Below are 15,137 nucleotides of genomic sequence, written 5' to 3'. Positions count from 1 at the left end.
GTGAGGCGGACAACGGCGTCCGAGCCAGGGCCTGCCGCAATGTCCGTGCCATGGCGGTGTAGTCCGCATCCGACGCGGTGGTAGGCGCAACTCCGATTGGCGCCCCCTCCCACGTCCGGAAACTAGGAGAGGCCATGGGACTCCAGACCTACCAGAAGAAGCGCGATTTCAAGGTGACGCCCGAGCCGCGGGGCGAAGTCACGCCCGCGAAGGCTTCGGGGCTGCGTTTCGTCATCCAGAAACACGCCGCGAGCCACCTGCACTACGACTTCCGCCTCGAGCTGGACGGCGTGCTGCTGAGCTGGGCGGTCCCCAAGGGCCCCAGCCTGGACCCGGACGACAAGCGCCTCGCCATGCATGTCGAGGACCATCCCGTGGAATACGGCACGTTCGAAGGCGTGATCCCCAAGGGCCAGTACGGCGGCGGGACGGTGATGCTCTGGGACCGTGGCACGTGGGCGCCGGTGGGCGACCCGCAGGACGGCTACAAGAAGGGCAAGCTCAAATTCCAATTGCACGGCAAGAAGCTCCACGGCGGCTGGACGCTGGTGCGCACGCGCAGCCCCAAGTTCGGCGAGAAATCGTGGCTCCTCATCAAGGAGCGCGACGACGCGGCCGAGCCCGCCCACGACGGCGGCATCACCGTGGCGGCTCCGGACAGCGTGTCGACGGGCCGCAGCATCGAGGCGATTGCCGGGGATGCCGATCGCACCTGGAGCTCGAAGAAATCCGTCGCCGAGAACGTCTCGGAAGGCGCGGTTCGCCCGACGCGCAAGCGCACGGCCGTGGCCTCGACGCCGGCGCCCGCCGCGAAGGCTCCGGCGTCGCGCACCCGCAAGCGCACCGCCACCACGCAGACCGAGGAGGTCGCGGGCGTCGACGTGAGCAATCCGGGCAAGCTCCTCTATCCGGACGCCGGCATCACCAAGCTCCAGCTCGCGCGCTACTACGAAGCGGTGGCGGACTGGATCGTCCCGCACGTGAAGGACCGGCCGCTCACGCTGGTGCGCTGCCCGGACGGCTGGAACAAGGAGTGCTTCTACCAGAAGAACGCGCCGGACAAGATCCATCGCGCGATCAAGCCGGTGCAGGTCACCACGAGCAAGGGTGAAGCCATCTACATGATGGCCAACAACGCCACCGCAGTCGTGGCGATGCTGAACTCCGGAGCGCTCGAGCTGCATCCCTGGGGCTCGACCGCGAAGCACTTGGACAAGCCCGACCGCCTCGTCTTCGATTTCGATCCCGACGACGACCTCGCCTTCCGCGAGCTCGTGGAAGCCGTGCGCCTGGTGCGCTCGCTGCTGGAGGAGCTCGGGCTCCAGTGCTTCCTCAAGACCACGGGCGGCAAGGGGCTGCACATCGTGGTGCCGATCCGCCCGACGCTCGACTGGGACACGGCGAAGGGCTTCACGCGCTCGATCGCCGAGAGCCTCGCCTTCACGTTCCCCGAGCGCTTCACCGCCAATCTCTCCAAGGCCAAGCGCGACGGGAAGATCTTCGTCGACTACCTGAGGAACGGGGAGGGCGCCACCGCCGTGGCCGCGTACTCGATCCGCGCGCGAGCCAATGCGCCGGTCGCGACACCTATTGCGTGGGAGGAGCTCGCGAAGGACGTGCGCTTCGACCACTTCAACGTCCGGAACGTCCCCGCGCGCCTGCAACGCAAGCGCGATCCGTGGGCCGGTTTCTTCCAGGTCCGCCAAAGCGTGACCGCCAAAATGCTCAAATCCGTGGGGTATACGAAATGATCACGCCGCTCGCAGCACCGCTCAAGCGCTCCATCTCCGTGGACGGCCACGACTACACCGTCGTGATGTCGCCCGAGGGCATCCGCATCACGCCCAAGGGCAAGCGCAAGGGCTCCGAATTCACCTGGCAGCAGCTGCTCGGCGGGGGCTCCGCGCTCGTCGATGCGCTGAACGCTTCGCTCGGCGTCGTGCGGCCGAACACGGAACGAATTTCCTCGTGAGCGCAAATCCTTCCACGCCGCGCCGGGCCCTGCGTTCCTTCTGGATCGCCGGCTACGACGGCGCGGACCACCTCGACCAGAGCGGGAAACCCTGCTCGGTCGCGGACCTCACGCAGCACTCGCGGCTCGCTTCCGTCGACTATGCGCGCCTGCGCGAGTTCGGCATCCGCACCGTGCGCGAGACCGTGGGCTGGCGCCTCGTGGATCGCGGGCAGGGGCGCTACGACTTCCGTTCGCTCGATGCGCGCGTCGCCGCTGCGCGAGACCAGGGCCTGCAAGTGGCGTGGACGCTCTGCCACTACGGCTGGCCCGAAGGACTCGATCCGCTCTCCGATCGGTTTCCCGAGGCGTTCGCACGCTATGCACGTGCGGTTGCGCTTTACCTGCTCGATCATGGCGACGCCGTCCCCGTGTACACGCCGATCGAGGAGCTCTCGTATCTCGCATGGTCGGTGAGCAGCGGCGAGATTCGCGCCGAAGCGTCGCTGCGCGGCAAGGGCTCCGACTTGAAGCGCGCCTTCGTGCGTGCCGCGATGGCGGCGATGGACGCGATCCGCTCCGTCGATCCGCGCGCGCGCTTCCTCCATACCGATCCCCTGATGCACGTGGTGGCACCCGCCGGGCGACCGGAGCTGCAGGGCGCGGCCGCGGATTTCTGCGAGCGCCAGTTCGCCGCGTGGGATTTGTTCGCCGGCAAGCTCGAGCCCGACCTCGGCGGCGATCCGAAGTATCTCGACCTCCTCGGCGTGAACTACTTCTGGGGCAGCCAGTGGGAGCTGGGCAGCGGCAAGCCGCTCGGCTGGCGCATCGACGACCCGCGCCGGAAGCCGCTCGCCGAGCTGCTGGAGAACGTCCACCTGCGCTACGGACGACCGCTGGTGATCTCGGAGACGGGCCACGTGGGCGTCGAACGCGGAGCCTGGGTGAAGGAGATCGCGGCCGAAGTGCGCGAGGCTCGCACGCGGGGCGTGCCCATCGAAGGCATCGGCCTGCCGATCATCGACCGACCCGACCTCCACAACCCGGCGCTGTGGCATTCGAGCGGGCTGTGGGAGCTGGCCCCGCAAGCCGATGGCGAGCTCGAACGCCGCCTGAACGGGCCTTACGCGCGCGCCGTGCAGGACGCGCAGGCGATCACGGGCGCCCGGCCCAAATTACCGCGACTGCAGAATCACTGAGGACGTCGGCCACGCGAAGCTGACCGTCGCGAAGCGCGACCGTCCTGCCCGTCAGCCTGTTGAGCAACGCCGCATCGCGCGCCAGGAAAGCCGGCGCGATCGCGGTATCTCCCCACAACGCTTCGCCGCACGGCTCCGCGCCCGTCGCGACTCCTAGCCGTGACATCAGCCGCGGAACGACGGTGATGATCGCTTGGCCTTCGTGGCGGCGCGCGTACGCGAGCACATGCCGCGCCTTGGTACCCGTTGCTCGAAGCGCGACATAGCTGCCGTCCCGGAAGAGAACCTCCTGCTCACGGCGGAGCGCCAGCAGGCGCGACGTGATGAAGAGCTTCGAGAGCGGATCCGAGCTCGCGGGCAGCGCAGCCGCGTCGAGCGCGCCGAGTGCCGCCTGCCGTGCCGCGAAGTCCACGGGCCGGCGATTGTCCGGATCGACGAGCGAGAGGTCAGGCATCTCGTTGCCCTGGTAGATGTCGGGCACGCCGGGCGAGGTGAGCTTCACGGTGGCGATCGCGAGGCTGTTCAGCCGCCCGATCCACGCCACGGGCTCCAGCACCTGGCGGAAGTCCGCGAGGAAGGCGCGGTCCTTCAGCACCGCCGCGGCGAAGGCCTTGACCGCCGTCTCGTACGGCTCGTTCACGTTGGCCCAGCTCGTGTGCACCTTCGCTTCGCGCAGCGCCTTCTCGAGGAACGCGGCGATGCGCTTCGGATACTCCGCGCGTTTCGCTTCGTCCGCTTCGAGCGGGTAGCTGCCGAGCAGCGTCTGGTAGAGGAGGTACTCGTCGTTGCGCGACGGGGCGTTCACGCCATCCGCGTCGTGGTGGTAGCCCGCGTTCATGCGGCTCCAGCGCCGCAGGTGCAGCCGCCAGGCGGCCGGGTTCTCGGACACCACGTCGAGCCGCGCACGGACGTCTTCGCTGCGCTTGTTGTCGTGCGTGGAGGTGGCCAGCATCGTGTGCGGCCAGTAGCGCGCCCGGTGGGCGCTCGCGCGGTGGAAGCGAGTGACCGTCGTGCCGAACTCCTCCGGATCTCCACCCACGTCGTTCAGCGAGAGCAGCCGGTTGTAGCGGTAGAACGCCGTGTCCTCGACGCCCTTGGCCATGACGGGCGAGGTGAGCTGCTGCAGCCGCCGCGCGAAGCGCAGCGCTGTCCCCTGGCGCGGATCGTCGGCCGCATAGGCTTCGCCGAGCAGCAGGCGCTCGATGAAATCGAAGATCGTCGCGTCGGCCGCCCGCGCCTCGCGACGCGCGAGCCGCACCGCCCAGGCGATGTGCACGCGGTCTTCTTCCGACGGGCCGTCGTCCGCGATGTACGTCCGGTACACGGGATAGGCGGCGATGACTTCCGCCAGCGCTTCGCGAAGCGCCCCCGCGGTGTAGTCGCGCGTGTCGCGGTCGGCGAGCGCGATGCGCGAAAGCTCCTGCGCCGCGGTGTTCAGCTCGCCCGCGAGGGAGGATCGGAGGATCAGCCGGCGCGCCCGCCGCGCCACCGTGCGGAAATCCTCGCGCTCGCCGGTGAACGCTTCGTACGTCCGCGTCATCGCACCGCGTGCCGATTCGTCCACGAAGAGGCCGTTCACAACGTTGGCGAAACGATAGCCGGTCGTGCCGTGCGCGGCGAAGTCGCGCGGCAGGCTCTCGTGCGGCGCCACAATCTTCTCGACCACCACGTAGACGGGCTTTCCCGCCGCGCGCTGCAGGCGCTCGAGGTACTGGCGCGGATCGAGCAGGCCGTCGGGGTGGTCGATGCGCAGGCCGTCCGCGATGCCGTCGCGAACGAGCGAGAGCACCAGCCGGTGGGTACGCTGGAACACCGCCTCGTTCTCCTGGCGCAGCGCCGCGAGGCCGTTGATGTCGAAGAAGCGCCGGTAGTTGATCTCGTCGCCGGCGACGCGCCAGTACGCGGGCCGCCACGCCTGTGCCTCGATCAGCGCGTCGAGCCGGGCCGCGGCGGCGTCATCGCCCGGCCGCACCGCATGGGCCGCGATCGCACCCTCCACCCACGTTCGCGCTGTTTCATCGGAGGCCGTGAGCCGCGCGAGGTCGCGCTGGGCCGTGCGCGCGTTCTCGTGGCGCGTGGCGATCGCATCGGGCGGCAGCAGGCTCCGCTCGGCGAGGGAACCGAAGCGCTCGAGCAAAGCGGCCAGGCCCGAATGGGGCACGGGCTCGGCAAAGAGCAGCGGATACGTTCGCGGATCGAGCGGCAGGCGATGCTCGGCGTACTGGATCGCGAACGTCCCGGACTCCGCTTCGTAGCGCAGCTCGAGCTTGCCCGCCGCGAGCTCGCGCCCGTAGTGGTCGCCCAGCAGCGGGACCAGCACGCGGCCGGCGAGATGCGCGGCGAGCGGATCCCACGCGATGTCGAAGAAGCCCGCGTACGGAGACGCCGGGCCGTTCTCCAGGACATCCATCCACCAGCCGTTGTCCGCGCCCATCACGCCCATATGGTTGGGCACGATGTCCACGAGCATTCCCATGCCGCGCTGCCGCAGCGCCGCCGAGAACGCCTCGAGATCCGCGCGCGTTCCGATCTCAGGGTTCAGCGACTCGTGGTCGACGATGTCGTAGCCGTGCGTGCTCCCGGCGCGAGCGCGAAGGAAGGGCGAGCAGTAGACGTGGCTCACGCCAAGGCGGTCGAGGTAGGGGACCAGTGCCGTCGCGTCTCGGAACGTGAAGTCCTTGTGAAGCTGCAGGCGATACGTGGCGCGCGGAATGCGCGCTCCGGCAGGACGGTTTGCGGATTTCGCGGGCACTCCCCGCTCCTTCGCCATGGCGCGGGCGTGGCGCCGCACCCGCGAATCGGTGTCCAGGGCCTCCAGCGCCACCGGCAGCCGCCGGCGCCAGTTCGGTTGTCCGCTCGCGGGACCGGGCACGTTGGCCTGCTCCTCGACGCCGAGCACGTCCTCCATCTGCATGAGCATCAGCGCCGAGGGGGTGCGGGCGAGGAGGCGGTGCACGCCGATGGCGATCGCAGGCGGCAGGCGGCGGGCCGTGGCCTCACGCCCGTCCTTCATGAGCCCCGCTTCGCGAAGCGCGGCGACGAGGGCCTCACGATCGGGCTGCTGCGACCGCTTCCACCATCCGGCGAGCGTGGGCAGGTCGTGCGTGGACCATCCGACGAGCGCGTAGCGCGGATAATCCGCGGGTGGCGTGAAGCCCTTGTCGCCGCGAGCGAAGAGCATGACGCGATAGGAAAGGACGTTCGCGCGCTGCAGCCGCTCCGACAACGAGGTCGGCACGGTGCCCAGGTCCTCGCCGATCACGAGGCAGCGGTTGCGGTGGCTCTCGAGCGCGAGGATGCCCAGCAGGTCCTCGAGGGGGTAGCGGACGTAGGCGCCGTCGGTCGCCTCGTGGCCTTCGGGCACCCACCACAGGCGCGAGAGCCCCATCACGTGGTCGATGCGAAGCGCGCCGGCATTCGCCATGTTGGCGCGCAGCGTCGCGACGAACGGCGCATAGCCGAGCTCGCGCAGGCGCGCGGGCACGAGCGGAGGCAGGCCCCAGGCCTGGCCGCGCGGATTGAACTCGTCCGGCGGGGCACCGACGCTCGCCTCGATCGCGTACGCCTCGCGGTTCGCCCAGGCCTCCGACCCGCCGCGTGCGACGGATACCGCGAGATCCGCGTAGAGCCCGAGCGCCATGCCGGACTCGCGGGCACGCCGCGCGGCGAGCGAGAGCTGCGTCGCGCACTGCCATTGGACGTACGCGTGGAAGCCGACGCGGTCGGCATGGTCGCGCTCGAAGTCGCGTACTTCCTCCGTGCCCGGACTTGCGAACGGCGCGGGCCAGCGCGAGCTGTCGGGGCCGTGCACTTCCTCGATCGCGCAGAAGAGGGCATGGAGGCGAAGCGCGTCGCCACCCTTGCGGCGGAACGCCTCGAACTCCCGTTCGCGCGCGCTCGCACGGCCGCCGTGGCGTTGGAGATAGACGGCATAGAGGCCTTCCAGCGCCGGGTACTTCGCACCGGACACCGCGGCATAGTCCACCAGCACGCATTCGCGAAGCTCGGCGGCCGAGGCGGCGAACCGCGCACACGCCGCGGGCTGCGACTCCTTCCACGCCGCGTATTCGTCGACCGCCTCGATGTCCACATACAGTCCGTTCAGCATGAGGCGCGAGGACGGGCTGTAGGGGCTGCCTCCGGTGTCGCTCACCGCCAGCGCATGCAGGGGGTTCGTCCCGACGACGGCCGCGCCGCGCGTGCCCCACGTGGTGGCGAGATTCGCGAGGTCGGTGAAATCGCCGATGCCCGCGTTGCGCCCGGAGCGAACGCCGTAGAGCTGCACGGACACGCCCCAGGGACGTCCGTCCTGCGCAAGCGCCGCAGGCTGGTAGCAGCACTCGGGCACGACGATGAGCACCGCCTCGGCGACGCGCTCGCCGGCGAGCTCCAGCTCCACGCGGTGATAGCCGTCGGGAATGGCGCCCGGGACGGCGATGCCAGCGCCGCCGACATCGCCTTCGTGCGTGCCGCCTTCCTCCTCCACGATGCGCCAGCGCAGGCCCGGGCCGTACACGCCGTGGAGCGGAATGCCCTCGGCGAATTGCGTTCGGCGCAGCACGTGCACGGGCTCGATCCATTCCGGAGGCGCGGACGCGGGGCCCATCGCCGCGGCGAGGATGCGCGCCGTTTCTTCCGGCGTGGCATGCCATGTCCCGAAGACGTCGTGGTAACCGGGCTCGATGCCGTGCTGCTCGAGGAGCTCGTCGTGCGGGCCGGGCGTCCTCACCCGATCGTCCATACGCCTCCCCACGGCGGGAGTGCCTCCGGCTGCACGCCCGGCCCGGTCTCGAAGAGGGGCGAGCCGCTCACGGGCGGCATGCCGCCCAACGGTGAGTCCGAGAAGTTGGCGCGCATCGAAAGCAGCGTTCCGTTGCCGAACGTCCAATCCACCGCCACGCCTCGAGCCAGCGTGCGATACGTGCCCCGGGCGCCGGGGGCGGCGAGATGCGGAACGATCGCGAGGCGGCGAAGCGACAGGAGCTCGCGATGCAGGGCCAGCCATTCGGCGTGCGGCGGCGTGTCGATCTCGCTCCAGTCGAGGTGCGACATGCGGAAGGTGCCGGGCGCGTTGGGATCGGGGATCCGCTCGCGCGCTTGCGGGTCCGCGAAACGCTCGAAGGCCGCGAACTCGCGCCGCCGTCCTTCGCGTACGGCATCCGCGAGCGCTCCGCGGTAGTCGCAGAAGTAGAGGAAGGGCGAGCCGGCGGCGAACTCCTCGCCCATGAAGAGCATCGGGATCGCGGGTGCCAGCAGCAGGGTGGCCACGGCCAAGCGCAACGCTTCCGGTTGTGCGAGCTGCGCCAGGCGTTCGCCCATCGCGCGGTTGCCCACCTGGTCATGGTCCTGCAGGAAGTTCACGAAGGCCGTGGGGCGAAGGTGCGCGGAGCGTTCGCCGCGGCGTTCGCCCTTCCGGTGCGGCGACGCTTCGCCCTGGTAGGCAAAGCCTTCGGCGAGGCTGCGCGCGAGATGGCGGGCGGGATCGTCGGCGTAGTCGCCGTAGTAACCCTCGCACTCGCCCGTCACGAGCACGTGCATCGCGTGGTGGAAGTCGTCGTTCCACTGCGCCGAGGCGGGGCAGGGCATGGTCGGGCCGTTCGCGAGCCAGCGCGATTCGTTGCGGTCGTTCTCGAGCACCAGGTGCACGTAGCGGCGCGTCCCCGGTCCCTCCGCAAGGGCCGTGGCGATCTCCGAGAGCAGGTGCGTGGGCGAATCGTCGACGATGGCATGCACGGCGTCGAGGCGAAGACCGTCGAGGTGGAACTCCTCCACCCAATAGAGCGCGTTGTGCACGAAGAAGTCGCGCACCGGGCGGCTGCCCTCCGCGTCATAGTTGATCGCGGCACCCCAGGGCGTCTCGTGCTCCGCGTTGAAGAAGCCCGGCGCGTACTGCGCGAGGTGATTGCCCTCGGGACCGAAGTGGTTGTAGACGACGTCCAGCAGCACCATGAGTCCCAGCCGGTGGGCCGCGCAGACGAAGGCCTTGAAGTCGTCGGGCGTCCCGTACGCGGCGTCTGGCGCGAAGGGCAGCACGCCGTCGTAGCCCCAGTTGCGCATGCCCGGGAAATCCGCGACCGGCATCACCTCGATCGCCGTGACGCCCAGATCGGCCAGCGCGCCGAGCCGATCCATTGCGCCCCGGAAGGTGCCGGATGGCGTGAAGGTCCCGATGTGCAGCTCGTAGACCACGGCCTCGTGCCATGGGCGTCCCGCCCAATCGCCATCGGTCCACGTGAAGGTGCGCGGATCGACGAGCGCGCTGGGGCCCAGGGCGTCGGCCGGATTGAAGCGCGACGCGGGGTCGGGCACGGGATCGCGGCCGTCGATGCGATAGGCGTAGCGCGTGCCGGCGGGAATGCCGGAACGGCGCGCTTCGAACCAGCCATCCTCGAAGCGGCGCATGTCGAGCGCGTGGCGCTCGGGCTCGGCGGGGAAGGCGACGGACACGCGCTCCGCCGCCGGGGCCCACAGGCGGAATCGCACCACACCATCCTGCGCGACCTCGGCGCCGAAGGGCATCGGGTGCGAGCGCCTCACGATCCGGGCGCCTCTCGCAGCAGCACGAGCGAGCGGCCCTGCAGCGGGTACGCCGCGCCGGCGATGCCGCGCTGCGTGCCGGTCTCCGACGCGGTGTCCACATCGATATGCCAGCCGTGGCCCTCGGCGGGACGCGGGAGCTGGAAGTCGATGGCGCCGTCGTGCGCGTTGAAGAGCACGACGAAGTTCGCGTCGCGCAGCGGGTGGCCGTGCGCATCGACCCCTTCGATCGCATTGCCGCAAAGCTGCACGCCCAGGCAGCGCGCGAAGTCCTTGCTCCACTCCTCGTCGGTCATCTCGGTGCCCCCGGGCTGCAGCCAGCCGATGTCCTTCTGGCCCTCGCCATCCGCATGGCCGCGGAAGAACTCGCGCCGCCGGAAGATCGGATGCTCGCGACGCAGCTTCGACAGGTGCGCCACGAACTCGACAAGCCGTTGCCTCGTCTCGCCTGGCGTCCAGTCCACCCACGCCAGTTCGTTGTCCTGCGCATAGGCGTTGTTGTTGCCGTGCTGGGTGCGGCCCATCTCGTCGCCGCCCAGCAGCATGGGCAGGCCCTGGGACAGGAAGAGCGTCGCGAGGAAATTGCGCTTCTGCTGCTCGCGCAGCTTGTTGATGCCCGCGTCGTCGGTCGGACCTTCGGCGCCGAGGTTCCAGGAGAGGTTGTTGGTGCTGCCGTCGCGGTTCTCCTCGCCGTTGGCCTCGTTGTGCTTCTCGTTGTACGAGACCAGGTCGTGGAGCGTGAAGCCGTCGTGCGCGGTGATGAAGTTCACGCTCGCGAGCGGCCCGCGTCCCTTCGTGCCGTAGAGATCGGAGGAGCCCGTGATGCGGCGCGCGAAATCGCCGATCAGCCCGCCGTCGCCTTTCCAGTAGGCGCGCATCGTGTCGCGGTACTGGTCGTTCCACTCGGACCAGCCGGGCGGGAAGCCGCCGACCTGGTAGCCGCCATCGCCCAGGTCCCACGGCTCGGCGATCAGCTTCACGGTCGAGAGCACCGGGTCCTGCGCGATCACGTCGAGGAAGCCGCCGGCGCGGTCGAAGTGCGGGCTCTCCCGTGCGAGCGTCGTCGCGAGGTCGAAGCGGAAGCCGTCGACGTGCATCTCGGTGACCCAGTAGCGCAGCGAGTCCGTGACGAGCTGCAGGCCTTTCTTGGCGCGCAGGTCGAAGGAGTTGCCGCAGCCGGTGAAGTCCTCGTAGTGGCGCTTGTCGCCGGGCTGCAGGCGGTAGTACGCGTGGTTGTCGAGCCCGCGGAAGCTCAACGTCGGCCCCAGGTGGTTACCCTCGCCGGTGTGGTTGTAGACCACATCGAGGATCACTTCGAGGCCCGCGGAGTGGAAGGCACGCACCATCGCCTTGAACTCGTTCACGGGATCGGCTCCGCCGTAGCGCGCCTCGGGCGCGAAGTAGCCGATGGTGCTATAGCCCCAGTAGTTGCGCAGGTCCTTCTCGACCAGGTAACGATCGTCGACGAACGCCTGCACCGGCAGCAGCTCGACCGCGGTGACGCCGAGCTTCTTCAGGTGCTCGATCACCGGAGGCGTGGCGAGGCCCGCGTAGGTGCCGCGCAGGCCTGCGGGAACATCCGGATGCTGCTTCGTGAATCCCGCCACGTGCAGCTCGTAGAGCACGGTCTCGGACAGCGGTGTCTTCGGCGGCCGGTCCGTGCCCCATGTGAACGCGGAGTCGATGACGCGGCACTTGGGCATGCCGTGCGCGCTGTCGCGCGAGTCGAAGGAGAGGTCTTCCTGCTCGTCGCCGGGCTTGTAGCCGAAGAGCGCGTCGCTCCAGCGCACGGTACCGGCGATGCAGCGGGCATACGGATCGAGCAGCAGCTTGTTCGGATTGAAGCGGTGGCCTTCGTCGGGCTTGTACGGCCCGTGGGCGCGGAAGCCGTAGAGCTGGCCGGGCCGGCACTGCGGCGAGTAGCCGTGCCACACGCCGCCCGTGCGGCTGGTGAGCGCGATGCGCTGCAGCTCGCGCTTTCCCTTCTCGTCGAAGAGGCAAAGGTCGATCCCCTCCGCATGGTCGGAGAAGATGGCGAAGTTCACGCCCTCGCCATCCCACGTCGCGCCCAGCGGGTGCGGCGATCCGGGACGCAGCAGGGGAGGCTCGGAGACGGGTGCGCGTTCGGGTGCGTTCATGGTCGTGTCCATTCGAGGAGGCCGCGGAGCGGGATGGCGATCCATCCGGGCCGATGGGACATCTCGTAGCGAAGCTCGTACAGCGCCTTCTCGGCCACGAAGAGGTCGAGGAGGGCGGTGAAGGCCGTTTCGTCTTTCGGGACGGAAGAAAGGCCGTTCGCCGCCGCGCGATAGCCACGCAGGAACGTGGCGCTGCTCTCGTCCACCCAGCGCGCCAGGCGCTGCGCGCTCTGCTCGGGGTGGTGCAGCGCCGGAGGCTTGAGCCCCGCGGCGTGCGACGCGTAGCGGATCGAGCGAAGCATGCCGGCCACGTCGCGCAGCACGCTGTGCTTGCGGCGGCGCTCGCCCAGCGGTCGTGCGGGCTCGCCTTCGAAGTCGACGATGGCGAGGTCGTTCTTCGCCAGCAGCACTTGTCCGAGATGGAGGTCGCCGTGATAGCGCGTCTTGTCGAACGCGCCGTCGGGTAGGTCCAGCGACTCGATGCGGCCGATGTATGCGTCACGCGCTCCGAGTGCCTCCCGCGCCAGGGGCTGCACCGCGGCCGGCAGCGAGTCCACGGCGGTGGCCAGCGAGTCGAACGTCGCGCGCGCCTCGCGCAGCACGTCCTCGCGCCAGGCCTGAATCTCCTTCGCCGTGACGCGCTCCGGGTCGAACGCCTTGTTGCCGGTCTTCTTCCCGAACGCGCGATGCAGCTCCGCCACGCGCTGGCCGAGCAGCTCCATGCCCATCTCGGGTAGCGGAGCCGTGGGCGGCGTCTCGCCGTCCGTCGCTTCCACCGCGAGCAGCCGGTCGAGGAAGGCGAGCGCGGCGGTCCACAGGTCGCCCTGGTTCTCCACGTAGCCTTGGAGGATCGCGAGCGTCGTCCGCTCCTTGTCCTTCACCACTTCCATGGCGCCGACGAGCGGGGGCGTGTGCGCGTACGGAGACGCCTCGGCGAGGAAGCGGCCGATCTCCAGCTCGGGGTTCACGCCAGGGCTCACGCGGCGATAGCCTTTGAGGTACAGCGCGCTGCCGAGGAAGGCACTCGTGTTGCTCTGGTCGAGCGGCGCGATGCGGACCTCTTCGCCGATCGAGCCCTCGAGCGGTGCGAGCGCCGCCGTGGACGAGAAGCGCAGCGTCCCGCCGCCCGCCTTGACCTCGTCGCCGCGCAAGGCGGCGCGCGCGATCGCCCGCGCGAACTCCGGGTTGCCGAACGCGCCGTACAGCACGCCGACGCGGTCCTTGCGGCGCACCTTGGCGAAGCTGTGCTCGCCCATCTTCTCCACGGGATCCACGTCGCGCGTCTCCCACTCGATGGCGAGCGGCACGAAGTAGGTCTGCTTCTCTCCGGATACGAGCTCCGCTTCGAGGAAGGCGAGCCACCACGAGCCCTCATCGGTCTTCCATTCGTCGACCGAGGCGAAGCGGATGTCGCGGACCTGGCCGTCCTTGGCCGCGAACCAGCGGCGCGTCGTGAGCCAGGGCAGCAGCACCGTGTCGCGCAGCTTCTCGTGCGTGACGTCGTGGAAGATGGCCTTCAGGTCCGTGCTCTTCGCCGCGAGCGCCTTCTGCCAGTCGGCGGCGAGCACCAGCACGGGCAGCCTCCGATCGAGGAGTTTGTCCGAGTGCCACGTGGGCGGCTTCGCTTCCGCATCGAGGCGGAACGCGAAGTAGCCGTAGCCGGGCAACGTGAGCAGATAAGGGAGCTTGCCGATCGGCGGGAAGGATTCACCCCCGAGCGCTTCGACCGGCACCAGCTTCTCGTAGCGCGAGAGGTCGAGCTCCACGGCCTGGCTGGTGCGCGCGAGGTTCACGACGACCAGCAGGCGCTCGCCCTCGAACTCGCGCACGAACGCGAGCACGCGGCGGTTGCCGGGCTCGAGGAACGTGAGCGAACCGCGGCTGAACGCGCGATGCCGGGCGCGCATCGCGATCAAGCGGCGTGTCCATTGCAGCAACGAGGAGGTGCTGCGCAGCTGCGCTTCGACGTTGACGGCCTGGAAGCCGTAGACCGGATCCATGATCGGCGGCAGGAAGAGGCGCTGCGGGTCGCCGCGCGAGAAGCCTGCGTTGCGGTCCGGGCTCCACTGCATGGGCGTGCGCACGCCATTGCGGTCGCCCAGGTAGATGTTGTCGCCCATGCCGATTTCGTCGCCGTAGTAGAGGATCGGCGCCCCGGGCAGCGTCATCAGCAGGAAGGTGATGAGCTCGATCTTCTCGCGGTCGTTCTCCATCAGCGGCGCGAGACGCCGGCGGATGCCCACGTTCACCTTCATCCGCGGGTCCGACGCGAAGATGCCGTACATGTAGTCGCGCTCGCGGTCGGTGACCATCTCGAGCGTGAGCTCGTCGTGGTTACGCAGGAAGATCGCCCACTGGCAGCCCTCGGGGATGGCCGGAGTCTGGGCGAGGATCTCCACCAGCGGGTGCCGGTCCTCCAACGCGATCGACATGTAGAGCCGGGGCATCAGCGGGAAGTTGTAGGCCATGTGGCATTCGTCGCCCTCGCCGAAGTACTGGCGCACGTCCTCGGGCCACATGTTCGCCTCGGCAAGGAGCAGCTTGCCGACGTAGTGCTTGTCGAGGTCGGCGCGGATCTGCTTGATGACCGCGTGCGTCTCGGGGTTGTTCTCGTTGCTCGTGCCCTCGCGTTCGACGAGATACGGGATGGCGTCGAGCCGGAAGCCGTCCACGCCCATGTCGAGCCAGAAGTGCATCGTGCGAAGCACCGCTTTCACCACGTGCGGGTTGTCGAAGTTGAGATCGGGCTGGTGGCTGAAGAAGCGGTGCCAGTAGTGCTGCTGCGCGACCGGGTCCCACGCCCAGTTGGACGACTCGGTGTCGGTGAAGATGATCCGCGTGCCGGCAAACTTGTTCGGATCGTCGCTCCAGACGTAGTAGTTGCGCTTGGGGCTGCCGCGCGGAGCGTTGCGGGCCGCCTGGAACCACGGGTGCTGGTCCGACGTGTGGTTCACGATCAGCTCCGTGATCACGCGCAGCCCGCGCTCATGCGCGCCGTCCACGAACGCCTTGAAGTCCTCGCGGGTGCCGTAGGGCGGGTGGACGCCCTCGTAGTCGGCGACGTCGTAGCCGTCGTCCAGCAGCGGGCTGGGATAGAACGGCATCACCCAGATCGTGTTCACGCCGAGGTCGCGGATGTAGTCCAGCTTCTGGGCCAGGCCCTTGAAGTCGCCGATGCCGTCGTCGTTCGAGTCGAAGAACGCCTTCACGTGCACCTGGTAGACGACGGCGTCCATGTACCAGGTCGGGTTATCCCAGTCGGCCAGGGCCTGTGCGGTGGCATCGGTGGCGGCCGTGGTGCGCATGTCCATG

At 69.2% G+C, this 15,137-nt stretch carries 7 protein-coding genes; 3 read left to right on the top strand and 4 right to left on the bottom strand.

Annotated features, from left to right (window positions below; all coding sequences use genetic code 11):
• Positions 1 to 134: 134 nt before the first annotated feature.
• From ligD to DSM104443_RS10660, 3 genes are read left to right on the top strand one after another with little or no spacing between them, the layout of a single operon-like run.
• Positions 135 to 1,751 (top strand): non-homologous end-joining DNA ligase, encoded by a 1,617-nt coding sequence (ligD, locus tag DSM104443_RS10670; RefSeq protein WP_171092043.1) that lies wholly within the window; start codon positions 135 to 137, stop codon positions 1,749 to 1,751.
• Entirely contained in the window at positions 1,748 to 1,972 is a 225-nt protein-coding gene (locus DSM104443_RS10665) for a hypothetical protein (protein ID WP_171092040.1), read from the top strand. The genes ligD and DSM104443_RS10665 overlap by 4 nt, the downstream gene beginning before the upstream one ends.
• Positions 1,969 to 3,150, top strand: a complete 1,182-nt coding sequence (locus DSM104443_RS10660; protein WP_171092038.1) for a hypothetical protein — start codon at positions 1,969 to 1,971, stop codon at positions 3,148 to 3,150. The genes DSM104443_RS10665 and DSM104443_RS10660 overlap by 4 nt, the downstream gene beginning before the upstream one ends.
• Here DSM104443_RS10660 and treY read toward each other — a convergent pair.
• The 4 genes from treY to treS are packed head-to-tail and all read right to left on the bottom strand — an operon-like array spanning position 3,107 to position 15,136.
• Positions 3,107 to 7,879, bottom strand: a complete 4,773-nt coding sequence (gene treY / locus DSM104443_RS10655) for a malto-oligosyltrehalose synthase (protein ID WP_212757112.1) — start codon at positions 7,877 to 7,879, stop codon at positions 3,107 to 3,109. The two genes, DSM104443_RS10660 and treY, sit on opposite strands and share 44 nt — an antisense overlap.
• Positions 7,876 to 9,687, bottom strand: coding sequence for a malto-oligosyltrehalose trehalohydrolase (gene treZ, locus DSM104443_RS10650; RefSeq protein ID WP_246232838.1), 1,812 nt, complete (start codon positions 9,685 to 9,687; stop codon positions 7,876 to 7,878). The genes treY and treZ overlap by 4 nt, the downstream gene beginning before the upstream one ends.
• Positions 9,684 to 11,825: a glycogen debranching protein GlgX gene (gene glgX / locus DSM104443_RS10645; protein ID WP_212757110.1), complete on the bottom strand. Its 2,142-nt coding sequence runs from the start codon at positions 11,823 to 11,825 to the stop codon at positions 9,684 to 9,686. The genes treZ and glgX overlap by 4 nt, the downstream gene beginning before the upstream one ends.
• Entirely contained in the window at positions 11,822 to 15,136 is a 3,315-nt protein-coding gene (gene treS, locus DSM104443_RS10640) for a maltose alpha-D-glucosyltransferase (RefSeq protein WP_212757108.1), read from the bottom strand. Before treS ends, glgX begins: the two co-directional genes overlap by 4 nt.
• Between the last annotated feature and the right edge of the window lies 1 nt (position 15,137).

This window comes from Usitatibacter rugosus (assembly GCF_013003965.1).
GTDB classification, from domain to species: domain Bacteria; phylum Pseudomonadota; class Gammaproteobacteria; order Burkholderiales; family Usitatibacteraceae; genus Usitatibacter; species Usitatibacter rugosus.
This window is presented reverse-complemented; position numbering and strand designations above follow the sequence as displayed.

Coding starts and splice junctions, on each gene's coding strand:
- ligD (WP_171092043.1), top strand. CDS start 135: ATGGGACTCCAGACCTACCAGAAGAAGCGCGATTTCAAGGTGACGCCC.
- DSM104443_RS10665 (WP_171092040.1), top strand. CDS start 1,748: ATGATCACGCCGCTCGCAGCACCGCTCAAGCGCTCCATCTCCGTGGAC.
- treS (WP_212757108.1), bottom strand. CDS start 15,136: ATGGACATGCGCACCACGGCCGCCACCGATGCCACCGCACAGGCCCTG.
- glgX (WP_212757110.1), bottom strand. CDS start 11,825: ATGAACGCACCCGAACGCGCACCCGTCTCCGAGCCTCCCCTGCTGCGT.